The sequence below is a fragment of the Polaromonas sp. YR568 genome, assembly GCF_943369675.1.
Classification (GTDB): domain Bacteria; phylum Pseudomonadota; class Gammaproteobacteria; order Burkholderiales; family Burkholderiaceae_C; genus Polaromonas.
The window spans coordinates 29330-50255 of record NZ_CALROB020000034.1; the positions used below are offsets into that span (position 1 = coordinate 29330).

General features: G+C 66.0%; 25 protein-coding genes. 16 read left to right on the forward strand and 9 right to left on the reverse strand.

Annotated elements, in window-relative coordinates; genetic code table 11:
- Positions 1-82 precede the first annotated feature (82 nt).
- The gene (locus tag ACLV8F_RS17745; protein WP_411885523.1) at positions 83-898 is read left to right on the forward strand and encodes a siderophore-interacting protein; all 816 of its coding nucleotides are present in this window, start codon (positions 83-85) and stop codon (positions 896-898) included.
- An 87-nt stretch (positions 899-985) separates the two neighbouring features.
- Here ACLV8F_RS17745 and ACLV8F_RS17750 read toward each other — a convergent pair whose 3' ends face one another.
- The 4 genes from ACLV8F_RS17750 to pcaH all read right to left on the reverse strand — a co-directional run bounded on the left by ACLV8F_RS17750 (position 986) and on the right by pcaH (position 3292).
- A complete protein-coding gene (locus ACLV8F_RS17750; RefSeq protein WP_411885524.1) occupies positions 986-1405 on the reverse strand; it encodes a hypothetical protein in 420 nt (139 codons plus the stop codon).
- 89 nt (positions 1406-1494) lie between these two features.
- Positions 1495-1884 (reverse strand): VOC family protein, encoded by a 390-nt coding sequence (locus ACLV8F_RS17755; protein ID WP_411885525.1) that lies wholly within the window; start codon positions 1882-1884, stop codon positions 1495-1497.
- Positions 1885-1965: 81 nt separating this feature from the next.
- Positions 1966-2556, reverse strand: a complete 591-nt coding sequence (pcaG, locus tag ACLV8F_RS17760; RefSeq protein WP_411885526.1) for a protocatechuate 3,4-dioxygenase subunit alpha — start codon at positions 2554-2556, stop codon at positions 1966-1968.
- A 22-nt stretch (positions 2557-2578) separates the two neighbouring features.
- Entirely contained in the window at positions 2579-3292 is a 714-nt protein-coding gene (pcaH, locus tag ACLV8F_RS17765; protein WP_411885527.1) for a protocatechuate 3,4-dioxygenase subunit beta, read from the reverse strand.
- A 154-nt stretch (positions 3293-3446) separates the two neighbouring features.
- Between pcaH and pcaQ the strand changes: the two genes are divergently transcribed.
- Complete coding sequence (gene pcaQ, locus ACLV8F_RS17770) at positions 3447-4403, forward strand: pca operon transcription factor PcaQ (RefSeq protein ID WP_411885528.1); 957 nt, start codon at positions 3447-3449, stop codon at positions 4401-4403.
- On the opposite strand, the gene ACLV8F_RS17775 is transcribed toward pcaQ, so the two are convergent.
- Positions 4400-5329, reverse strand: coding sequence for a class I SAM-dependent methyltransferase (locus ACLV8F_RS17775; RefSeq protein ID WP_411885529.1), 930 nt, complete (start codon positions 5327-5329; stop codon positions 4400-4402). The two genes, pcaQ and ACLV8F_RS17775, sit on opposite strands and share 4 nt — an antisense overlap.
- Positions 5330-5629: 300 nt before the next feature.
- Here ACLV8F_RS17775 and ACLV8F_RS17780 point away from each other — a divergent pair, with 300 nt between their 5' ends.
- The 3 genes from ACLV8F_RS17780 (at position 5630) to ACLV8F_RS17790 (ending at position 7196) form a co-directional block, all read left to right on the forward strand.
- Positions 5630-5998, forward strand: coding sequence for an RNA recognition motif domain-containing protein (locus ACLV8F_RS17780; RefSeq protein ID WP_411885530.1), 369 nt, complete (start codon positions 5630-5632; stop codon positions 5996-5998).
- Between the two features lie 156 nt (positions 5999-6154).
- Positions 6155-7000 carry a YhjD/YihY/BrkB family envelope integrity protein gene (locus ACLV8F_RS17785; protein WP_411885531.1) on the forward strand — a complete coding sequence of 282 codons (846 nt, stop codon included), beginning with the start codon at positions 6155-6157 and terminating at the stop codon, positions 6998-7000.
- Between the two features lie 55 nt (positions 7001-7055).
- Complete coding sequence (locus ACLV8F_RS17790) at positions 7056-7196, forward strand: hypothetical protein (RefSeq protein WP_411880482.1); 141 nt, start codon at positions 7056-7058, stop codon at positions 7194-7196.
- On the opposite strand, the gene ACLV8F_RS17795 is transcribed toward ACLV8F_RS17790, so the two are convergent.
- The 4 genes from ACLV8F_RS17795 to ACLV8F_RS17810 all read right to left on the reverse strand — a co-directional run bounded on the left by ACLV8F_RS17795 (position 7149) and on the right by ACLV8F_RS17810 (position 10632).
- Positions 7149-7748 carry a hypothetical protein gene (locus ACLV8F_RS17795; RefSeq protein WP_411885532.1) on the reverse strand — a complete coding sequence of 200 codons (600 nt, stop codon included), beginning with the start codon at positions 7746-7748 and terminating at the stop codon, positions 7149-7151. The genes ACLV8F_RS17790 and ACLV8F_RS17795 overlap by 48 nt on opposite strands.
- A gap of 10 nt (positions 7749-7758) precedes the next feature.
- Entirely contained in the window at positions 7759-8568 is an 810-nt protein-coding gene (locus tag ACLV8F_RS17800; RefSeq protein ID WP_411885533.1) for a DUF899 domain-containing protein, read from the reverse strand.
- A 127-nt stretch (positions 8569-8695) separates the two neighbouring features.
- Entirely contained in the window at positions 8696-9367 is a 672-nt protein-coding gene (locus ACLV8F_RS17805) for a hypothetical protein (protein ID WP_411885534.1), read from the reverse strand.
- Between the two features lie 44 nt (positions 9368-9411).
- Positions 9412-10632, reverse strand: coding sequence for a helix-turn-helix domain-containing protein (locus tag ACLV8F_RS17810; RefSeq protein ID WP_411885535.1), 1221 nt, complete (start codon positions 10630-10632; stop codon positions 9412-9414).
- 128 nt (positions 10633-10760) lie between these two features.
- On the opposite strand from ACLV8F_RS17810, the gene ACLV8F_RS17815 reads away from it, so the two are divergent.
- From ACLV8F_RS17815 to ACLV8F_RS17865, 11 genes are all read left to right on the forward strand, one after another.
- Positions 10761-11210, forward strand: a complete 450-nt coding sequence (locus ACLV8F_RS17815) for a MarR family winged helix-turn-helix transcriptional regulator (protein WP_411885536.1) — start codon at positions 10761-10763, stop codon at positions 11208-11210.
- 67 nt (positions 11211-11277) lie between these two features.
- On the forward strand, positions 11278-11694 hold the full coding sequence (locus tag ACLV8F_RS17820; protein ID WP_411885537.1) for an organic hydroperoxide resistance protein: 417 nt from the start codon (positions 11278-11280) through the stop codon (positions 11692-11694).
- Between the two features lie 72 nt (positions 11695-11766).
- Entirely contained in the window at positions 11767-12876 is a 1110-nt protein-coding gene (locus tag ACLV8F_RS17825; protein ID WP_411885538.1) for a DUF2855 family protein, read from the forward strand.
- A 67-nt stretch (positions 12877-12943) separates the two neighbouring features.
- A complete protein-coding gene (locus ACLV8F_RS17830) occupies positions 12944-14005 on the forward strand; it encodes a serine/threonine protein kinase (RefSeq protein WP_411885539.1) in 1062 nt (353 codons plus the stop codon).
- 110 nt (positions 14006-14115) lie between these two features.
- Positions 14116-15093: a tripartite tricarboxylate transporter substrate binding protein gene (locus ACLV8F_RS17835; protein WP_411885540.1), complete on the forward strand. Its 978-nt coding sequence runs from the start codon at positions 14116-14118 to the stop codon at positions 15091-15093.
- Positions 15094-15140: 47 nt separating this feature from the next.
- Positions 15141-16088, forward strand: a complete 948-nt coding sequence (locus ACLV8F_RS17840; RefSeq protein ID WP_411885541.1) for a tripartite tricarboxylate transporter substrate binding protein — start codon at positions 15141-15143, stop codon at positions 16086-16088.
- Between the two features lie 10 nt (positions 16089-16098).
- Positions 16099-16812 carry a molybdate ABC transporter substrate-binding protein gene (locus ACLV8F_RS17845; protein WP_411885542.1) on the forward strand — a complete coding sequence of 238 codons (714 nt, stop codon included), beginning with the start codon at positions 16099-16101 and terminating at the stop codon, positions 16810-16812.
- 168 nt (positions 16813-16980) lie between these two features.
- A complete protein-coding gene (locus tag ACLV8F_RS17850; protein ID WP_411885543.1) occupies positions 16981-18057 on the forward strand; it encodes an isocitrate/isopropylmalate dehydrogenase family protein in 1077 nt (358 codons plus the stop codon).
- Between the two features lie 6 nt (positions 18058-18063).
- Entirely contained in the window at positions 18064-19317 is a 1254-nt protein-coding gene (locus tag ACLV8F_RS17855) for an Hsp70 family protein (RefSeq protein WP_411885544.1), read from the forward strand.
- 58 nt (positions 19318-19375) lie between these two features.
- The gene (locus tag ACLV8F_RS17860; RefSeq protein ID WP_411885545.1) at positions 19376-20206 is read left to right on the forward strand and encodes a nucleotidyl transferase AbiEii/AbiGii toxin family protein; all 831 of its coding nucleotides are present in this window, start codon (positions 19376-19378) and stop codon (positions 20204-20206) included.
- The gene (locus ACLV8F_RS17865) at positions 20203-20922 is read left to right on the forward strand and encodes a hypothetical protein (protein WP_411885546.1); all 720 of its coding nucleotides are present in this window, start codon (positions 20203-20205) and stop codon (positions 20920-20922) included. The genes ACLV8F_RS17860 and ACLV8F_RS17865 overlap by 4 nt, the downstream gene beginning before the upstream one ends.
- Positions 20923-20926: the final 4 nt, after the last annotated feature.

The window sequence follows — 20926 nt, forward strand, 5'->3', positions numbered from 1 at the left end:
TGTTACAAGATGATAATTATTCTCAACTAGAGAATTTCACCCCAGGACGCGCACGAAGCGCCGCCCCTTCTGAAAGACCCGCATGTCCACCACACCCGCAACACCCGCCGCCACCCCTGACGCCGCACCGCGCAAACGCCGCCCGCCCCGCCGCGTGCAGGTCACGCGCGTGCAGACTTTGAGCCCGCTGATGCGCCGCATCACGCTGCAGGGCGCGGAACTCGAGGGCTTTGAAGTCAACGATCCCGCCAGCTACATGAAGCTGATTTTTCCCGAGCCGGGGCAAACCGAACCCGAGCGCCCGCTGCCCGATGCGCCCCGCCCCAAGTCCATGCGCACCTACACACCGCTGGCCGTGCGCAATGACGTGAATGAAGTCGACGTCGACTTTGTGCTGCACGGCGACGGCCCCGCCTCCACCTGGGCCGCGCAGGCGCAGGCCGGCCAGGTGCTGTATCTGATGGGCCCGGGGCCGGGCTACAAACTCGCGCTCGATGCGCCCTTGCACGTATTGATTGGCGACGACAGCGCCCTGCCCGCGTTTGAAACCATCCTGGCCGCCCTGCCCGCCAGCGCGCAGGTGCAGGTGCTGGTTGAAGTGGTCGACACCGCCGAAGAGCGCCCGTTGCAAAGCGCCGCGAAAGTGGAAACCCAGTGGCTGGCACGCGGCGCCGACAACACCCAGGCCGGCACCGCGCTGGAAGCCGCCTTGCGCAAAGCCGGCGCGCCGGCTGCCGATGCCCGCATCTACCTGGCCTGCGAAGCCGCCGCGATGCGCAGCATCCGCAAGCTTCTGATCGAAGAACTCGGTGTGGAGCGCAGCCACATTGTGGGCCGTGGTTACTGGAAGCTGGGTACGGTCAATCACCCGGACCATGATTACGGTGAGGATGCCTGAGTCCCTGCCCTCTCGCGGGGCGGCATTGATGCGCGAGTAATTTGGGAGCTACGGTTCTACCTGGCTTTAGAGGATTTTCACCTGTCCCTATGGCGCACTGTGATGCCGGGCAAGAAACAGCACGCCGGGAAAAGATGCCAACTCCCTCGCAAAAAGCAGGGCGAAATAGGATGTAAAGAATGTCTTTAGCGATACCGACTCTTCGCTAAACCATACCAGCCCCAATAGTGCCAGCACCGCGAGCCAATGCACGCCAAAGGACATCTTTCCGAACGGCGCCGAAAGTAAGGCTCGCTTGACATCGGTAGCAGTTTTGGTTGCCAGAAATGCGTCTGGTGAAGAGCGTATGGCCAGAGATTGAAAGAGCCCCACGCCAAGCCCCATCAGCACAAATAGGAAGATTATTTGCAGCGGCGGCATTGTCCCAATGAAGAGGCAGGCGGTGATCAGCAATCCCCATAGAAGCATGAACAGACTGTTGGTCCGAACTGTGAGTGTTTTGTGCATAGGCCCCAGACTGAAAAGCGATGACTGCAGCCCCATCTCTCGACGGGATATAGGACAGTCATCGTAAGCGACGCAGGAGCGCGCGCGATCTACTTCGCCTCCCGGGCATAACTGACCGTCAGCATCTCCCACTGGTGGCCCTCCGGCTCGTTCCAGTAAATGCCCTTGCCGCCGAACTGCGTGTCGACCTGCCTGTCCATGGGCCCGCGCACCGTGCTGCGATAAGGAATGCCGGCCGCCTGGATACGGCCCAGGATGGCATCAAACTCCTGCGGGCTGACGCGGAAGCAGAAATGCTGGACGGGAAAGTCCTCGTCCGTGTCGATAAAGTCCAGCGTCAGGCCTTCATTGACATAGACGGCGGCAAACGGCCCCAGGGTGGCCGGCGCCCAAGGAACGCCCAGCAGCTCCGCCAGCTGCCGGGCCGAAGCCACTTTGTCGCGGGCCGAAACAATGGAATGGTCGAGTTCAATGCTCATGCGGGCCTCCCTTGGGGAATTGCCTTTATAGCCCGTTCGCTACCAACCCGTCACACGAAGGCGTAACAAGCCCTCACGCGCTTACAGGTCGAAGAACACGGTTTCCTTGTCACCCTGCATATAAATATCAAACCGGTACTGCGGCCCGGCCCCCGTCACTTCGCGCTTCGCCACCAGCGTTGCGCGCCGCGCGGCCGGCACACTCGCCAGCACCGCGTCCTTGCCGTTGGCCTCGGCTTCATCCTCAAAGTAGATGCGCGTAAAGGTGTGCACCAGCAGGCCGCGCATGGTCACGCAGACGTTGATGAAAGGCGCCTGCCCCGGCGCTTCCACGCCGGGCTTGACGGTGAAGAACTCGTAATGGCTTTGCGGCAGGGTGCCGGTGCCGCAGCGGCCGAAGCCGGTGAAGCCGCGGGCCTGGGCATCGGCTACCGACGTGATGGGTTTTCCGCTGCCGTCGGGCTGGGCAATCTCGACCATGGCGTCCATCACGGTGTTGCCGGCGCCGTCAAAGACCTGGCCAGTGATGCGTATGTGTTCGCCTTGCGCGTTGGGCTGGGCCAGCACGGGCGTGAACAGGCTTTTGAGGTCGTAGCCGTATTGCGTGGGCGTGAGGCCGTAGGCGAAGAAGGGGCCGACGGTCTGGGAAGGGGTTTGTTTGAGCTGGCTCATGGTGGTGTTGTCTTCCTGCCGCTTATTCAAAACGCGTGGCTTTGGGGCCGCGCAGCACGATGTCGAACACATAACCGAGCGCGTAGTCGGGCTGGGTCACGTCGAGGCTGAATTTGGAGACCATCAGCTCGCGCACGCTGTCGGGCGCGCCCATGTACATGGGGTCGTAGCTAAGGAGCGGATCGCCGGGGAAATACATCTGCGTGACCAGGCGGCTGGCGAAGTATTCGCCGAACAGCGAGAAGTGGATGTGCTGCGGCCGCCAGGCGTTGGGGTGGTTGCCCCAGGGGTAAGCGCCGGGCTTGATGGTCTTGAAGCTGTAGCGGCCTTCGTTGTCGGTCATGCAGCGGCCGGCGCCCAGGAAGTTCGGGTCCAGCGGTGCGTCGTGCTGGTCGACCTTGTGCACGTAGCGGCCTGCCGCGTTGGCCTGCCAGACTTCGACCAGGGTGTTGCGCACGGGCCGGCCGTCTTCGTCCATCACGCGGCCGGTGACGATGATGCGTTCGCCCAGCGGGTCGCCGTTCATGACGGCGTTTTTCGTCAGGTCGCTGTCCAGCGGGCCGAACTGCTCGATGCCGTAGACCGGCGCGTTGAGCTGCGCCAGCGCCTGCTTGATCGGGACCAGCGGCTGCTTGGGGCCGCGCAGCAGCGTGGACTTGTAGCCGGGATAGATGTGCGGCGAATGGCTGGTCCAGTCGCGCGGGGCGAGAAAGCTGTTGCTCAGGTCGGGTTTCATCGTGGGGTGTCTCCGTGGGTCATATGGGCTGCCTGGATGCCCTTGCAGGCGTTTCCAGCGGTGGGACGACTTTAATCGCGCTGAATGGTTATGTATATTGACATTTCTTCGCCTTATCCATAACCAAATTGGCCGATGGTGGTTAAATCGCGGCATGGTCGATGAACGCATCAAATACCGGCATCTGCAGTGCTTCCTGGCGGTGGCGCAGCACGGCAGCCTGCAAAAGGCGGCCGACGTGCTGGCCATCACGCAGCCGGCCGTTTCCAAGACCTTGAAAGAACTCGAAAGCCTGCTGGCGGTGCGCCTGTTTGAGCGCGGCCGCCGGGGCGCGGTGCCCACGCGCGAGGGCGAAGCCTTTTTGCGCCATGCGGGCGCCAGCGTGAGCGCACTGCGCGAGGCCGTGGCCAGCGTGGCGCAGACGCGGCGCCAGGGGAATGCCGTGGTCGCCATCGGTGTGCTGCCCACCGTGGCGCCCTGGCTGATGCCGCAACTGCTGCTGCGGCAGGACGCCGAGGCCACGGAAGACGCTCACACCAGCCTGCGCATCCACACCGGCGCCAACCCGGAGCTGCTGGCACGCCTGCGCCAGCGGGAGCTGGACCTGGTGATAGGCCGCTTCGCCGAGCCGGCCCACATGCTGGGCCTGAGTTTTGAGCACCTGTACGCCGACCCGCTGGTGCTGGCGGTGCGCCCGGGCCACCCGCTGCTGGCGCAGGCGGCGTTGAAGGCCGGCGTGCTGGCCGGGCTGCAGGCTTTCACGGTGATATTGCCCACGCAGGGCACGGCGATTCGCCACACGGCGGACGGTTTTTTCCTGACGCGCGGCCTTGCCTTGCGGGCGCGCACGATTGAAACACTGTCGGTCTCGATCGCGCGCGGTTATGCGCTGCAAAGCGATGCGGTCTGGGTCTCGCCGCTGGGCGCGGTGCGGACCGAGCTGGACAGCGGGGCGCTGCAGCAGCTGCCCGTGAGCATGGCCGGGACGGAAGAACTGGTGGGGCTGACCTTGCGCGCCGACATGGCGCCTACGACAGCGCAGCAGGCGCTGATCGCGAACATCCGCCTGCTGGCCGCCGAGCGCCGCGGCCAGGCTGCGCCGCTGGCTTAGGCGGTTTCGGCCGTCACCGCAAAACGCGCCGTCAACTCGCCCAGGCCGAGTTCGTCCAGCACCTCGCGCAAACGCGCTTGCGCCGCGCGGGTTTTGCCGGGCTGGGGCTGCGCGGGCCGGCTGGCCAGGATCAATTCGTTCTTCATCGAATGCTCCCAACCCACCAGCTCGGTCACGGTGACCTGGTAGCCGTTGGCTTCGAGCTGCAGGCAGCGCAGCACGTTGGTGATCTGGCTGCCGAATTCGCGCGTGTGCAGCGGGTGCCGCCAGAGCTCGGCCAGCGGGGTTTTGGCCAGCGACAGCGCGCGGCTTTTCTTCAGCACGCCGGCCACCTCGGCCTGGCAGCAGGGCACCAGCACCATGTGGCGCGCGCCTTTGGTCAGGCCGAAGGCGATCGCGTCGTCGGTGGCGGTGTCGCAGGCGTGCAGCGCGGTGACGATGTCGACAGTGGCGGGCAACTCGGCCGAGGTCGTCGCCTCCTGCACCGTCAGGTTCAGGAAGGACATGCGCGCAAAGCCCAGGCGCGCTGCCAGCGTGCGGGATTTTTCGACCAGCTCGGCGCGCGTTTCTATGCCGTAGACACGGCCGGCCATGGGCTCGCCCGCGTGGGCCACGTTGAAGAACAGGTCGTAAAGGATGAACCCCAGGTAGGACTTGCCGGCGCCGTGGTCGGCCAGCGTGAAGCCGGCTTTCTGCGCCGCGGCCTCATTAAGCAAAGGCTCGATGAACTGGTACAGGTGGTAAACCTGCTTGAGCTTGCGCCGTGTGTCCTGGTTGAGCTTGCCCTCGCGCGTGAGGATGTGCAGTTCCTTGAGCAGCTCGATCGACTGCCCCGGGCGCAGTTCTTCAATGACTTGCGCGGCGGGCGCGGGCTTTGCGGCGCCTTTTGACGGTTTTGCGGCGCGTGCGGAGCTGGTGGTTTGCATCGCCCCGAGTTTAGTGGGGGGCGCTGCGGGCCTTGCCTGGCGCGGCGCAAAGCCCTTTGGCCGCCCTTTTATCCGGCTTCTTCACTCCCTCTCCCAGAGGGAGAGGGAGCTAAAACCAGCGAGAAAAGACGAAATAAAGCCCCTTCAGCGGTTCTGGGCGCATAATCGAGCAGTTCGGGTTGAAAAACCCCGTACAGGTTAGTGATCGGTCAGTTTCGCGCGCTACGGCGGTACTTTTTGGTTTGTTGTGCTTTCGGGACCCCATCGCTTTTGTTTTTATGTGTTTTTTGAGGAGTCCCCATGGGCAATAAACTTTACGTCGGCAATCTGCCATACACGGTCCGCGACGAAGACCTGCAACAATCTTTTGGCGCCTACGGCTCCATCACCAGCGCCAAAGTCATGATGGAACGCGACACCGGCCGCTCCAAAGGCTTCGGTTTTGTCGAAATGGGCAATGACGCTGAAGCTCAAGCCGCAATCGCCGGCATGAACGGCCAGTCCCTGGGCGGCCGTAGCATCACCGTGAACGAAGCCCGTCCGATGGAGGCTCGCCCTCCACGTAGCGGCGGCTTCGGCGGCGGTGGTGGCGGCGGCTACGGCGGTGGCGGCGATCGCTCCGGCGGTGGCGGCTACGGTGGTGGCGGCGGCGGCCGCGGCGGCTACTAAGCCCTGCGAACCCTGCTAACGGCAGAGATGCCGTTGCCAACCCGCTGTCCCGGCCCTGCGCCGGGGCCAGCAAACAAGGCTTCAAGACTTCGGTTTTGAAGCCTTTTTTCATTGGCGCGCGGCCTTGGGCCGGGCGGGCTTGGCTATATTGCTTGCATGGCAACGACAAACCGAAATCAGGGCGGCCCGGTCAGCATCTTCCTGCGGCGCGCCCGCGAAGAGCGCCTTCCCCAGGCCGCGGGCGGCCTCACGTTCACGATGGTGATGTCCATGGTGCCGCTGCTGGCGGTGAGTTTTGCGCTGTTCGCGCGCATACCGGCCCTGCATGCGGCCGGCGATGCGATCCGCGAGCATTTGTTGCGCGGCCTGCTGCCGGCCGGCATCGCCAGGACGGTGCTCAAACACCTGTCGCAGTTCGCGGGCAATGCCGGCGGCCTCACGCAGGTGGGTTTTGCGCTGCTGTTGCTGTCGGCCCTGGCGCTGCTCATGAGCGTGGAGAACACGCTGAACCGGATCTGGCAGGTGAAGAAACCGCGCCCGGTGTTGCGCCGGCTGGCCCTGTACGTCGCCATGCTGCTCACCGGCCCTGTGCTCATAGGCGCCAGCCTGTGGGCCGCGTCGTATCTGCTGGCGGCCTCCAGTGGGCTGACGGGCGCGCGGCCGTCATGGCTGCCCCACGCCCTGAACCTGGGGCCCATGGTCCTGAGCGCCACCGGCTTCGCCTGCCTGTTCCGTTTCGTGCCGCACACGGCCGTGCGCTGGCGCGACGCGATTGCGGGCGGCCTGCTCGCAGGCGTCGCGTTCGAGCTGGGCAAGCAGGGTTTCGCGATCTACCTTGCCAACGTGCCTACCTACCGCACGATTTACGGTGCCTTCGCGCCGCTGCTGGCCTTCCTGCTGTGGGTGTATTACTCATGGCTGGTCACGCTGGCCGCGGCGCTGGTCAGCGCCAGCCTGCAGCGTGCGGGGACGCAGCCGGCGCGGCGGCTGTCGCGCGCATAGGCGGCTGGCTTGCTTTCAGTGCGGCACGGCCTTCTGGGCCGTTACCATTGCGGGCATGAAAACAAGCTACATCTTCGGCGCCATCCTGGCGTGCAGCGTCATCGGAACATTGGTCGGCGCCCGCGCGGCCAAAACCGGCTTCCTGGTGTTAACCGCATTGCTTTCCCTCTACGGCCTGTTTCGCCTGCTGGGCTAAGCGGCCGCCGGGCAAACGCGTTGCGGCGCGGCAGACTCCGGCGGCGACGAGAGCGGTAACGGCCAGCATCGCCGCCGTGTGAACGCCCACTGCCGCAAGCGCCAGTGCCAGTGGTCCCGATGCGGTCATCCCCGGAATTGATGCATCCCCCGCGCACAGCGGCACCAGCGCCGGCACCAGCATCAAGCCGGCGCCGTGCGCGCTGGACACCATAAAGGACCAGAGCGCCAGCCCGGCGTGGCCTGCCGGTGCGCGCATCGCCCTGGGCGCGCGGCCCGACAGGTGAAGCACCACGAAGGCCGCAAGCAGGCCGCCCGCGAACACTTGCAGCGCGAAGCGGTCCATCGCCAGGCCAAACACCACAGTGCCGGCGACCAGCGCGACCGATGCGGCATGCCCGGCCGCGATAGGCGCCAGGGCCCGCAAGGCCTGTGCGCGGTTGCCCGAACGCAGGCCCCAGGCGGCGGCCCACATCCAGCCGGTGGCGGGGTTCAGCCCGTGCAGGGCGCCCAGCCCCGCGACCACCAGCCAGGGCCAGAGGCTTGCCGTCACACCAGCGCCTTCAGTCCTTCGCGCCGCAGCACGGAGCGGCAACCGTTGCCGCAGCCACAGGCGCGGGTGTGAACGCCGACGTGGCGTCGTAGCGGTCATGGTGGCGCACCCAGTCCATCTTGTAGAAGCCGTCATGCTCGCCGCGGCCCCTGGGCGTGAGATCCAGCATGTTGTAGGCGCCCATCATCACTTCCACACCGCGCCCGTAGGTCGAATAGGTGTGGAAGATCCGGCCATCGCCGTCCTTGTAGAACAGGCTGATGCCGGGCGCTTCCTCGGCCGGGAATTCCACCATGCCGTAGTTGTAGTTGACGCGGCCGTCGACGCGCTCTTCGGGCTTGAAGCTCACGTGGAAGTCGTAATTGAAATCACTGCCGCTGGATGACACCCAGGTGAACTGCCAGCCCATGCGACGGCGGAATCGCTCTATCTCGGGCAGCGTGGCGCGCGAGACGGCGACGAAGCTGAGGTCGCGTTGTTCAAGATGGATCTTCATGCCGTCGGTGTGGTCGGCCATGTAAGAGCAACTCGGGCAGCCCTGCTCCCAGCCCGGCCCGAACATGAAGTGCTGCACCATCAGCTGGCGCTTTCCTTCGAACAGCTCGGCCAGCGAACGTTTGCCTTCGGGCGTGTCGAAGACGTAGTGTTTCTCGACGTGGACCCAGGGAAGCGCGCGGCGCTCGCGGGCGATCTGGTCGCGCAGGCGCGTCAGTTCCTTTTCCTGCGCCAGCAAGGTCTTGCGCTCGGCCAGCCATGTGTCCCTGGACACGACCGGGTGGCTCGCGGTGTTTGTGTTTGCTTCTGTGCTTGCGGTGTTCATGGTGCTTCTCTTTCATTTGCGTGGGTCAATGCGCTGCCCGGCCCGTGCTGGTAACGGGAGCGCGCGTTTTCGGCCGGTGGGCCAGGGGAATATCAGCGCAGGGATTTCATGCCCCGCGCGGCGGGCGCTAGGCCGCCTTGGGCCGCCGCACGGCGCGGACTTTTCCGCTCTTGCCGCCGCCGGCATAAAAGAGGTTCGCGCCGTCGGATTCGAGCCCGCTGACGCCTGCGCCGGGCGGCATCTCCAGCCGCTCAAGCACGGCGCCGCTTTGCGGGTCTATGCGGCGGATCTCGCTGTCGTCGCCTTCCCAGGTGCCGTGCCAGAGTTCACCGTCCACCCAGGTCACACCGGTGACGAAGCGGTTCGATTCAATCGTGCGCTGGATGGCGCCCGTCTTCGGGTCCACCTGGTGGATTTTGCGGTCGCGGTACTGGCCCACCCACAGGCTGCCTTCGGCCCAGGTCAGGCCCGAGTCGCTGCCGCTGCCGGGCGCCGGGATGGACGCCACCACCTTGCCGGTGGCCGGGTCTATCTTGTCGATACGCGTCTCGGCGATCTGGTAAAGGTGTTTGCCGTCAAAGGCGGTGCCGGCGTCGCCCGCGCATTCCAGCGTGCGTGTTTGCTCGCCACTCGCGGGGTCGAAAGCAATCAGACTGGCGCCCGTGGCGGCCCAGACGCGCTGGCCGTCGTGGGTGACGCCGGCAATGTCGCCGGCGCCGGGAAAGGGGCCGTATTCGCGCACGATTTCGGCGGGGCGCGCCTTGGCTTCGGGGGTTTTGCTGAGGGTCTTGCTCGTCATTGCGGCTCCTGGTTGCACCGTGAATCGGCGCCATGGAGACAACTCTATCCAATCGGCAGCGAAGCGGGGAGTAACAAGATCGTCGTGAATCCCGCCAGCGGCGGCGCCAGCCAGCGCTGTGCCCGCGCCCGGCCCATGGAGCGCACCCGCCCCTCAGTCTCCAGCTCGGCCAGCGCGCGCTGCACGGTGCGCTGGCTCGCCCCCACGGCCAGTGCCAGCGCGGAGGTGGACCAGGCCGCGCCGTCGGAAAGCAGCGCGACCAGCGAGGCCTGCTCGCCGTCAATGGGCGGCTCCAGCACGGCAACGTCGCGCTCACCGAGCGGCTTGAGGATGAAACCCCGCTCGGTCGCGGCTATGGTCGCGAGGGTTTTGACGAGCGCGCGCAGCCGGCCTATCTCCACCCTCAGGCGCGCCCTGTGTGTCTCATCAGGGCGTGTGGTGCGAAAGGCGGAGTCGATCAAGGCTTCACGGCTGATATCGCCGGGCCAGGCTTGGGCGAGCGAACGCGCCAGCGAGAACAACACAGGCCGGCGCGCCAGCGGCCGCCACTGGCCGCCGGCGCCCAGGCCGCGGCGGCAGGCATCGACCACCAGGGCATCCGAAGCCAGCAGTGCCGAGACCTCGTCGAGGCGCAGCGCCTGCTCACCGCCGGCGGCCAGGCGCCGGGCGGCGGGCCTGTCGAGCGCGGCGCGCGCTTCAACCACCTCGGCCAGGAGCGCGGGCACCTGCGCGCGTTCGGCCGCGGCATGCGCACGGGCCAGCGCCATGCGCGCGTCGCCCACGCGCAGCGAGCGCAAGGCCAACTCGGCCGATGTGAGTTCTGCCACCGCCCTGAGCGCGGGCGGCAGGCCCCGCGCATCCAGTTTCGCCAGCGCAGCCGCCGCTTCGTCCAGCCGGCCCAGCAGCAACAGCCGGCGCGCGGTGACCAGCCAGGCCTGTAGCGCATTGGCCGTGTCGGCATGCGCCTGCAGCGTGGCCGAGGCCGCCGCCAGTGCGCGCGGTGAGCCGGCGAAGTCACGCATGGCCATGGCCACCTCGGCCTCCGCCACCACGCAGCGGGCGCGCGCCAGTTCTTCATGCGCGCCAAAACCCCGCGCGGCGCGGCACAGCAATTCGCGGGCGCGCGGGTGTTCACCCAGCTGCGCCATGGCGATGCCGCGCAAGGCCAGCGCCGGCGGGTCGTCGCGCAGGGCGACCCGCTTGAGGGCGCCCAGCGCGTCGCCGGCGGCCAGCGCGCGGGCGGAAGCGGTGATCAGGGAATCCATGGGCGACAGGCTACACCAGCGCGCCGGTGCGGCGGCGCGGCGCCGTCAAAACCACCCGGAAACAGGCGATGAAAAAACTGGATGCAAATTAACTTGCACACAATTCAATTGCTCGCTATAATTCACCCATGCCAAACAAAACCGACACCGTGGACGCGATGCTGCAGCTGGACAACCAGCTGTGTTTCGCGCTGTACTCCACCTCGCTGGCCATGACCAGGCTCTACAAGCCCATGCTCGACGAGATGGGCCTGACCTACCCGCAATACCTCGCGATGCTGGTGTTGTGGGAGCAGGACGGCCTCACGGTGTCCGAGCTCGGCGAGCGCCTTTACCTGGATTCGGGCACGCTGACGCCTTTGCTCAAGCGCATGGAAACGGCCGGCCTGGTGTCGCGCCTGCGCGCCGTGCAGGACGAGCGCCGCGTGCACATCACGCTGACGGCCGCGGGCCGCAAGCTCAAGGCCAAGGCCGCCAGGATCCCGGGCTGCATCCTGAGCGCCACGCAATGCTCCATCCCCGAGCTGGTGTCGCTGACGCAGCAAGTGCAGTCTTTCCGCAAGCGCCTCACCGCCTGATTTTTTTCACCAAGTTCACCGGATTTTTAACCCGCCCCGACTGGGGTATTTTTCAAAGGAAGCCACCATGACCACACTCGAAAAAGTTCTCTACACCGCCCACGCCCACACCACCGGCGGCCGTGACGGCAAGTCCAAAACCGACGACGGCCGCCTGGACGTCACGCTGAGCTCGCCCGGCACCGCCGGCACCGGCACCAACCCCGAGCAGCTGTTCGCGGCCGGCTACGCAGCCTGCTTCATCGGCGCGATGAAGGCCGTCGGCGGCATGAAGAAGATCGACGTGCCCGCCGACGTGGCCATCGACTCCAGCGTTGACCTGGGCAAGATCCCCAACGGCTACGGCATCGCCGTGCGCCTGGACGTGACCCTGCCCGGCATGGACCGCGCCGCTGCACAAGCACTGATCGACGCAGCGCATCAAGTTTGCCCTTACTCCAACGCAACCCGCGGCAACATCGACGTGACGATCACGCTGAAGTAATCAAGCCCTGACTGTCACCAAAGCGGCCCGCCGGTGTTGAACCGGCGGGCCGTTTCATTTACGGTGCTGCATATGAACGCAGCCCTCCCCACCACCACCTTCCAGGTCCGAAAGGCCGCCCTGTCCCAAACGCGCTGGCACACCGGCGCGCCCATCCCACTGGTACCCGGCCAGGTTCGGCTGGGCATTCAGAGCTTTGCCTTCACCGCCAACAACATCACCTATGCCGCCTTTGGCGACGCAATGCATTACTGGCAGTTTTTCCCGACCGGCGATGAGGCCTGGGGCTGCATCCCGGTCTGGGGGTTTGCCACGGTGACGGAGTCCCTGTGTGAAGGCCTTGCCGTGGGCGAAAAGTTTTACGGCTACTACCCCATGGCCAGCGAGCTCGTGATGCAGCCGGTGCGCATCACGCCCGCCGGTTTTTTTGACGGCGCCGTGCACCGGCAAGCGCTGCCGGTGGTCTACAACCAGTACATGCGCTGCAGCACGGACTCGTTTTACGAGGCCGCGACCGAAGACGTCCAGTCGCTGCTGCGCCCGCTGTTCACCACCTCCTTCCTGATTGACGACTTCTTGGCCGACAACGATTTTTTCGGCGGCGGCACGACTTTGCTGCTGTCCAGCGCCTCCAGCAAGACCGCCTATGGCACGGCCTTCCAGCTCGCCAAACGCAAGGGCCTGGAGGTGATCGGGCTCACCTCGCCGGGCAACCAGGCCTTTTGTGAAAGCCTGGGCTGTTACAGCCGCGTGCTGGCCTATGACGCGCTGGACAGCATCGCCGCCGGCACCCCCAGCATTTACGTCGACTTCGCGGGCAATGCCGGCCTGCGCCGGCGCATCCACGAACGCTTTGGGGCGCTGCGCCACGACTGCGCCATAGGCGGCACGCACGTCGACGAACTCGCGGCGCAAGGGAGCACCCGCACGCTCCCGGGGCCCCGGCCGGTGCTGTTCTTCGCCCCGGCCCAGGCCAAAAAGCGCATCACCGACTGGGGGGCGAAAGCCTTCGGCCTGCAACTCGCACAAGCCTGGCAGGACTTCATCCGCCAGGTGACCGGCACCCGGCCGCCCTGGCTCGTGCCCCAGCGGCATGCCGGCCAGGCGCCCCTGCAGGCGGTGTACAGCGAGGTGCTGGCCGGCAAGGGCGACCCGCGCACCGGGCATATCCTGCTGCCCTGAAGCACGGACACAGCCGTTTACAAGCCCCGGCTGGCTGGCCATGGGCAACTGCGCCGACAATCGGGTCATGACCGACAAAAGCCCAGCCCCCACCAGCGCCACGCTGCATGCGTATGAGACGCTGACCCCTGACCGCGTGCTGGACGCGCTGGCCAGCGTGGGCTTGCTGGGCGACGGCCGCCTGATGGCGCTGTCCAGCTATGAGAACCGGGTCTACCAGGTCCACCTCGAAAGCCCCGTGGGCGATGCCGAGCTGGCCGGCGACGTGGTGGTCGCCAAGTTCTACCGGCCGGACCGCTGGAGCGACGCGCAAATCATCGAAGAGCACGCTTTCGCGGCCGAACTGATGGCCGCCGAGATCCCGGTGGTCGGCCCGCTGGTGCTGGACGGCGCCACGCTGCACCATTTCGGCGGCTTCAGCTTCAGCGTTTCGCCCAGCCGCGGCGGGCGCCGGCCCGAGCTGGACAACCTCGAGGTGCTGGAATGGATAGGCCGCTTCCTCGCGCGCATCCACACCGTGGGCAGCGCCAAGCCTTTCACCCATCGTCCGGCGCTCAGCCTGCAGACCTTTGGTTTTGCCTCGCGCGACATCCTGCTGGCCGGCGGCGCGGATTCCCATGGCTACATCCCGCTGGACATGGAGTCGCGCTGGCGCAAGGCCTTTGAGGAAGCCATGCTGGTGGCGCAAACCGTGTTTGAAAGCGTGGGCGACGTGCGCACGCTGCGCCTGCACGGCGACTGCCACCCCGGCAACATCCTGTGGACGCCCGAAGGCCTGCCGCTGGCGGGCCCGCACTTTGTCGACCTCGACGACGCCCGCAGCGGCCCGGCCGTGCAGGACTTGTGGATGCTGGTCTCGGGCGACCGGGCACAGAGCACGCGGCAGCTGGGCGCGCTGGTGGACGGCTATGAGGAGTTCCGCGAATTCGACCGGCGCGAACTCGCGCTGATCGAGCCGCTGCGCACCCTGCGCCTGGTGCACTACAGCGCCTGGCTGGCGCAGCGCTGGCACGACCCGATCTTCCCGATCAACTTCCCGTGGTTCGGCTCCAGCGACTACTGGAAGGGCCAGATCGACATGCTCGAAGAGCAGACCGAGGCCATGCAGGAAACGCCGCTGATTGTGTAAAACCGGTTAGGTACTATGTACACATAGGGATAGCGATGAGAGGCGAAACGCCACTCATCGCTAGCATGTCCAGCAGCCCCGCGCTTTGACGGCGGCGTCTGGAGACATGAATGACATTTCGCCCGCTTATGCTGGCCGCCTTGCTGCTGGCATCCCACGGCTGGTGCGCCGCGCAATCCGCCCAGGCCGCCTGGCCCACCAAACCCATCACCATGGTCGTGCCCTTCCCGCCCGGCGGCCTGGCCGACCTGGTGGCAAGGCCGGTGGCCGAAGCGATGTCGCGCGACCTCGGCCAGCCTGTTGTGATCGAGAACAAGGCCGGCGCGGGCGGTGGTATCGGCATGGCTTACACCGCCAAGGCCAAACCCGACGGCTACACCGTCGTCATGGCGCTTTCCTCGCTGACCGTGATCCCCGAAGCCGATACCCTGCTGGGGCGGCCCGCAATGTTCGCGCTTACCGACCTGCGGCCGATTGCGCGCTATACCGCCGACCCCACCGTGCTGGCGGTGCGCGCCGATGCGCCCTGGAAGACGGTGCAGCAGTTTGTCGACGATGCCAAAAAGCGCCCGGGCGCGATCAACTACGGCTCGTCGGGCAACTACGGCACCATGCACGTTCCCATGGAAATCCTGGCGCAGAACGCCGGCATCAAGCTCACGCACATCCCGTTCACCGGCGCCGGCCCGGCGGTGGTGGCGCTGCTGGGCGGGCAGATCGATGCGGTGTCGTCCGGCCCGGCCACCGTGCTGCAACAGGTCAAGGCCGGCAAGCTGCGCGTGCTGGGCCATTGGGGCAGCGAGGTGCTGCCCTCCATGCCCGAGGTTCCCAGCCTCAAGAGCAGCGGCTTCAATGCCGAATACGCCCAGTGGTCCGGGCTCTTCATCCCCGCGGGTGTGCCCGAGCCCATCGCCCAGCGCCTGCGTGCGTCGGCCAAAGCGGCCGCGCAGGACGCCAAGGTCAGGGAAGTGATCCTGGGCGCCGGCAGCCCGGTGCTGTACCAGGACAGCCCGGACTTTGAGAAATACGTGCAGGCCGATGCGAAACGCATGGCTGACGTGGTCAAACGCATCGGCAAGGTCGAATAACTTTTTTCATGTCGGAGGCCTCCATGTCCACCCGTTTCATTCGATGCATGCTTCTCGCACTCGGCCTGGCCTCGGCGCTCACGCCGGCCCTGGCGCAAAACTACCCCAGCAAGCCGGTGCGCATCATCGTGCCCTTTGCGGCCGGTGGCCCGGCCGACGTGTATGCGCGTTTCATGGCGCAGCGCCTGCAGGATTCACTGGGGCAAACCTTTGTGGTCGACAACCGGCCCGGCGCCGGCTCCGTCATCGGCACCGACGCCGCGGCGAAATCCGCCCCCGACGGCTACACACTGCTGCTGATGTCCAACGCGCACACCGTCAATGAATCGCTGATCGCCAACAAGCCTTTCCAGCTGATGCGCGACTTTGTGGCGGTGGCGCCCATCAATTACTCCGACCTGGTGCTGGTGGCCACACCCGCGCTGCCGGACTCGACGCTCAAGGCGTTGATCGCCGACGCCAAGGCGCGGCCGGGCAAGCTCAACTACGCCTCGTCCGGCCCGGGCACGCCGTACCACATGGCCGGCGAACTCTTCAAAAGCATGGCGGGTGTGTACCTGGTGCACATTCCCTATCGCGGCAGCAGCGGTGCGCGCACCGACGTCATAGGCGGCCAGGTCGACGTGATGTTCGACGCCGTCACCACCATGGCCGAGCAGGTCAAGGCAGGCAAGGTGAAGGCGCTGGCCACCACCGGCAAGCAACGCTCCGAGGTGCTGCCCGATGTGCCGACCTTGCACGAAGCCGGCGTGCCGGGCTACGAAGCCACCATCTGGCTGGGCCTGATGGCGCCGCGCGGCACGCCCAAGGCCGTCGTCGACAGGCTCAACGAGGCGGTGTCGAAAATCGTGGGCCAGCCCGAGATCAAACAGCTCTGGGGCAAACAGGGCGCCACGCCCATGGTGATGAGCCCCGAAGCCTTCGACAAATATGCCCGCGAGGACATCGCCAAATGGGCGGGCGTGATCAAGGCCGCCCACATCACGGTGGATTGAAGCTGTGTTGATGCCGCAATCCTCTTCCCCCGTACTCCACATCCTCAGCGGCGGCGCCGCCCAGGGGCTGGTGACGCAACTGCAGGACCGCTTCCGCTCGCAATACCACTTCGACATTGCCGGCACCTTCGGCGCCGTAGGCCTGATGAAAGACGGCCTGCTGGCCGGCCAGCCCTGCGACGTGGTCATCCTGAGCCAGGCGCTGATCTCCGGGCTGGCTGAGAGCGGCCATGTCCAGGCCGACAGCGCGCGCGCCCTGGGCGCCGTCAAGACCGGCGTGGCCGTGAAGACCGGCGAGCCGCCCGTGGACGTGGACAGCCCCGCCGCGCTCAAGGCCGCGCTGCAGGCCGCGCGCGGCATCTACTTCCCCGACCCGGTGAAGGCCACGGCCGGCATCCACTTCATGCGGGTGCTCAGGGAACTGGGGCTGGAGGCCGAGCTTGCCGCCCGTCTGCGGCCCCACCCCAACGGCGCGGCCGCCATGAAAGCCATGGCCGAATGCGGCGAGCCCGGCCTCCTCGGCTGCACACAGGTCACCGAAATCCTGTTCACGCCCGGTGTGGAACTGGTGGCCACCTTGCCGAAAGCCTTTGAACTGGCGACCGTCTACACGGCGGCGATGTGCACAGGCGCGCGCAACGCGCGGGCCGCCGGTGAACTCATCGCCTTGCTGGCGAGCCCGGATACCGCCGCCGCGCGGCTGGCCTGCGGCTTCGAGCCCTGACGGCACATCCTCAGGTTTGATGCGCGCGCCGCATCAAACTTCAGCATCTTTGCAATTTACATAGCCAAAGCGCTCAAGCATCATCGGGCACTCCGGCCGCCTCACGGCCGTTTCAATAACAGCCCTGCAAGCGCGCGCTCAGCCGGGTCATCAAGAGACAAAGCCCGCATGACAAACAAGACCCACCTCGTCCTCGGCGCCCTGAACGGCGACGACATCGGCCATGAAATCGTGCCGGCTTCGGTGGAGGTGGCCAGCGCCGCGGCCCTGCTGCACGGGCTCAGCATCGACTGGCGGCCCATGCCGGTCGGCCGCAAGGCGCTGGACACGCACGGCTCCACCCTGCCCGAGGGCACGCTGGAAACGCTGCAGAAGATGGACGGCTTTGTGCTGGGCCCCATAGGCCACCGCGACTATCCCAAGGGGCCGGGCGCCATCAACCCGCACCCCATCATGCGCAAGCACTTCAACCTGTTCGCCAACGTGCGGCCCACGCGCTCCTATGCCGACATCGGCTGCCTCTACGACAACGTGGACCTGATCATCGTGCGCGAGAACAACGAGGGCTTCCAGCCCGACCGCAACATGCTGCTGGGCACGGGCGAGTTCCGGCCCACCGACGACATCACGCTGTCGGTGCGCGTCATCACGCGCGTCGCCAGCGAGCGCGTGGCCCGCGTCGCGCTGGAGCTGGCGCGCTCGCGCCGCAAGCTGCTGACCGTGGTGCACAAGAACACCGTGTTCAAGCTGGGCTGCGGCATGTTCGTGGAAGAGTGCCACAAGGCCGCCAGGGACTACCCCGACGTCACCGTCAACGAGGTCATCGTCGACACCATGGCCATGCGCCTGGTGCGCGACCCGCACAACTTCGACGTGGTGGTCACCACCAATATGTTCGGCGACATCCTGTCCGACGAAGCGGCCGGGCTGGTGGGTGGCCTCGGCATGGCGCCGGGCCTGTGCATAGGCGAGGGCGACTTCGCGATGGCGCAGGCCACGCACGGCTCGGCCCCCGACATCGCGGGCAGCGGCCGCGCCAACCCCTACGCCATGATCGAATCGACGCGCATGCTGCTCGACTGGCTGGGCCGGCGCAAGAACATTCCGCAGGCGGTGGCCGCGGCGAAGTCCATGCACCAGGCCGTCGGCGTTGCGCTGGGCAATGCGGCCGCGCGCACCGGCGACATACGCGGCAGCGGCAACACGGCGTCCTTCACCGCCGCCATCATCAAGGCGCTCCAATAATTTCCCATGGCACCTAAATCCTGCGGCGTCGACTTCGGGACGTCCAATTCCACGGTCGGCTGGAGCCGGCCCGGGCAGCCCGCGCTGCTGCCGCTTGAAGACGGCAAGCTCACCCTGCCCTCGGTGGTGTTCTTCCATGCGGAGGACTTCGAGGCCAGCTACGGCCGCGCCGCGCTGGCCGACTACCTGGGCGGCCACGAAGGCCGGCTGATGCGCTCGCTCAAAAGCCTGCTGGGCACGTCCATGATCGACGAGTCCACCGAACTGATGGGCCAGGCGATACCGTTTCGCCGGCTGCTGGAGCAGTTCATCGCGCAGCTCAAGCTGCGCGCCGAGCAGGCCGCGGGCCGCAGCTTCACCCGCGCCGTGATGGGCCGGCCGGTGTTCTTCGTCGACGACGACGCGGCGGCGGACAAACGCGCCCAGGACACGCTGGGCGAGATCGCCCGCGCCGTGGGCTTCCAGGAGGTGGCCTTCCAGTTCGAGCCCATCGCGGCGGCCTTCGACTACGAGTCGCAGATCAACCGCGAAGAACTGGTGCTGGTGGTCGACATAGGCGGCGGCACCTCGGACTTCTCGCTGGTGCGGCTGTCGCCGGCGCGGGCGCTGAAAAGCGACCGGCGTGAGGACATCCTGGCCAGTGGCGGCGTGCACATAGGCGGCACGGACTTCGACAAATACCTGAGCCTTTCCAGCGTCATGCCGCTGCTGGGCCTGGGCAGCCTGCTGCTCAGCGGCCGACAGATGCCCTCGGCCCCCTACTTCAACCTGGCGACCTGGCACACCATCAACTTCGCCTACACGCGCAAGGCCTGGCCCGAGATCCAGGACATGCACCGCCAGGCCATGGAAAAAGACAAGCTGGAGCGGCTCATGAACCTGGTGCGCCAGCGCTCCGGCCACTGGCTGGCGCTGCAGGTGGAGGCCGCGAAGATCGCGCTGTCGGAAAGCGACACGACACAGATAGACCTGGGCCGCATCCAGCCCGGGCACAGTTTCACCCTGAGCCGGGAGACTTTCGACGGATCGATTGCCCACCTGGTGGCCGACATCGAGCGCACGGTCAATCAGTTGATACGTAGCGCCGGCGTGCCGGCCACCGGCATAGACACCGTGTTCTTTACCGGCGGCTCCAGCAGCGTGCCGCTGCTGCGGCAGAGAATCGCCGCGCTGCTGCCCGATGCGCGGCGCGTGGAAGGCGATTTGTTCGGCAGCATCGGCGCCGGGCTGGCGCTGGATGCGCGGCGCAAGTTCGCCTAGGGCCGGCCATACCCTCTCATAGCTTTTTAAGTAGCATGTATTTCTCATATAATGAGCCATGGCTGCTATTTATAGTCCTTCCGAGCGAGGGTTTGACGAGCGCCTGACAGGGATAGACCGCTGCCAGGTGGCTTTGCTGCGGGAGGTCGTCGGACAGTACGGCCAGCGCCTGGTCCTTAAAGGCGGCATGGCAATGCGCGCCGTCTTCGGCAGCTTGCGCCTGACCAAGGACATCGATTTTGACCGCCAGCCCAGCCTGTCGATGGAAAGCCTCAAGACAGGCATGCCAAAAGCGCTGGTGCGCGCCGCCGCCAACGCCGGTATTCGCCAGCCGGTGGCCGAGATCACAAAACTCACCGCCACCACCGTCAGGGCACGGCTCGCGGGACGTGCCCCCACGGGGGAAGACGTGCGGTTCGAGGTTGAGATCTCCGGAAGGCATGAAATACCTCCCGAATGGAAGCGCCAGGAAACCGTCGCGCCGCCCGCAAGCTATGGCATGGCGCCTTTTGTGGTCGAGTCCTATTCCAATGACGCACTCGCGGCCATGAAGATTGCCGCGGCCATGTCCGAAGCGCGCAATGCACCCAGGGATGTCTACGATCTTCAAGACCTGATCGCGGCCAATGCAAACCCTGCCGCCCTGCTCGCCGCCCGCAGTCCGGCGCAGGCGCTGGAGCAAATTAAAAACAACGCGCTATCGAAGCTCGAGATGATCGGTTTTCACCTGGCGCGCGATGAGTTGCTTCCTTACCTCCCGCCGGACATCCGGGAAATCTTGACGGAAGAGCGCTGGCTGGAATACACGCTGACGGTGGGGTCCGCCATTGAAAGGTGGTGCAAAGCTGCGCTTGAAATCCAGGCATCGAACGGTGGGAGCGCCAAGTGACTGCCGTCTGGAAACTGGAAGCGGAAGCCCGGCTGCTTCGGGGCGATACGCCCGGGGTTCTGACCACAGGCATGCTGCAAATGATTGCCACCATGCCGGGTGAGGCAGCGCCGCCACGCGCGACATTTCAGCGCTGGCTTGAGGACCTGGTGCGAGCCCGGAAACTTCGGCGCGTCATCAAAGGCGTCTACCTGAACACGATGGGCCATCGCGACATCAGCCCGGCAGCCGCGGCCCAATGGGTGCGATCGCGCAGCGTGATCAGCCTGACCTGGGTACTGGAACAGGCAGGTGTCACGAACAACTTTGGCGATACCGTGACCTGCGTCATCCCGACGGATCCCGGCTGGCCGAATCCGCAGATATCCGATCGCAAGACGGATGCCGGAACGTTTCGTTTTTTTGCGATGCCCGCACATCTCGTCGATGAACGCGCCGGTGCATTTGACGATATCCGCGATTCGCGTTTTGACTATCCGCGCACGACCGGTGAGAAAGCCTTGCTCGACTGGATTTATCTGGGTGCCTCCAACCGCAGCCGATTGGCGCGGCCGCCTTTCGACCTGGACCTGCAGGCCTTGAACAAGGCCCGACTCCGGCGTTTAGCCAGGAAGATGGGAATCGCCGACCTTCTGGAGGACTGGCAAGCCCAATGGAAGGATTTCCAGGCGGCCCCGGACGTCCGGGAAAACAGCTCATCGCTGCTGGGCTTCTAAACGG

Coding starts and splice junctions, on each gene's coding strand:
- ACLV8F_RS17775 (WP_411885529.1), bottom strand. CDS start 5,329: ATGCAAACCACCAGCTCCGCACGCGCCGCAAAACCGTCAAAAGGCGCC.
- ACLV8F_RS17815 (WP_411885536.1), top strand. CDS start 10,761: ATGCCAAACAAAACCGACACCGTGGACGCGATGCTGCAGCTGGACAAC.
- ACLV8F_RS17820 (WP_411885537.1), top strand. CDS start 11,278: ATGACCACACTCGAAAAAGTTCTCTACACCGCCCACGCCCACACCACC.
- ACLV8F_RS17790 (WP_411880482.1), top strand. CDS start 7,056: ATGAAAACAAGCTACATCTTCGGCGCCATCCTGGCGTGCAGCGTCATC.
- ACLV8F_RS17780 (WP_411885530.1), top strand. CDS start 5,630: ATGGGCAATAAACTTTACGTCGGCAATCTGCCATACACGGTCCGCGAC.
- ACLV8F_RS17835 (WP_411885540.1), top strand. CDS start 14,116: ATGACATTTCGCCCGCTTATGCTGGCCGCCTTGCTGCTGGCATCCCAC.
- ACLV8F_RS17750 (WP_411885524.1), bottom strand. CDS start 1,405: ATGCACAAAACACTCACAGTTCGGACCAACAGTCTGTTCATGCTTCTA.
- ACLV8F_RS17860 (WP_411885545.1), top strand. CDS start 19,376: ATGGCTGCTATTTATAGTCCTTCCGAGCGAGGGTTTGACGAGCGCCTG.
- ACLV8F_RS17810 (WP_411885535.1), bottom strand. CDS start 10,632: ATGGATTCCCTGATCACCGCTTCCGCCCGCGCGCTGGCCGCCGGCGAC.
- ACLV8F_RS17805 (WP_411885534.1), bottom strand. CDS start 9,367: ATGACGAGCAAGACCCTCAGCAAAACCCCCGAAGCCAAGGCGCGCCCC.
- ACLV8F_RS17755 (WP_411885525.1), bottom strand. CDS start 1,884: ATGAGCATTGAACTCGACCATTCCATTGTTTCGGCCCGCGACAAAGTG.
- ACLV8F_RS17850 (WP_411885543.1), top strand. CDS start 16,981: ATGACAAACAAGACCCACCTCGTCCTCGGCGCCCTGAACGGCGACGAC.
- ACLV8F_RS17830 (WP_411885539.1), top strand. CDS start 12,944: ATGACCGACAAAAGCCCAGCCCCCACCAGCGCCACGCTGCATGCGTAT.
- ACLV8F_RS17855 (WP_411885544.1), top strand. CDS start 18,064: ATGGCACCTAAATCCTGCGGCGTCGACTTCGGGACGTCCAATTCCACG.
- ACLV8F_RS17825 (WP_411885538.1), top strand. CDS start 11,767: ATGAACGCAGCCCTCCCCACCACCACCTTCCAGGTCCGAAAGGCCGCC.
- ACLV8F_RS17800 (WP_411885533.1), bottom strand. CDS start 8,568: ATGAACACCGCAAGCACAGAAGCAAACACAAACACCGCGAGCCACCCG.
- pcaQ (WP_411885528.1), top strand. CDS start 3,447: ATGGTCGATGAACGCATCAAATACCGGCATCTGCAGTGCTTCCTGGCG.
- ACLV8F_RS17845 (WP_411885542.1), top strand. CDS start 16,099: ATGCCGCAATCCTCTTCCCCCGTACTCCACATCCTCAGCGGCGGCGCC.
- pcaH (WP_411885527.1), bottom strand. CDS start 3,292: ATGAAACCCGACCTGAGCAACAGCTTTCTCGCCCCGCGCGACTGGACC.
- pcaG (WP_411885526.1), bottom strand. CDS start 2,556: ATGAGCCAGCTCAAACAAACCCCTTCCCAGACCGTCGGCCCCTTCTTC.
- ACLV8F_RS17840 (WP_411885541.1), top strand. CDS start 15,141: ATGCTTCTCGCACTCGGCCTGGCCTCGGCGCTCACGCCGGCCCTGGCG.
- ACLV8F_RS17785 (WP_411885531.1), top strand. CDS start 6,155: ATGGCAACGACAAACCGAAATCAGGGCGGCCCGGTCAGCATCTTCCTG.
- ACLV8F_RS17745 (WP_411885523.1), top strand. CDS start 83: ATGTCCACCACACCCGCAACACCCGCCGCCACCCCTGACGCCGCACCG.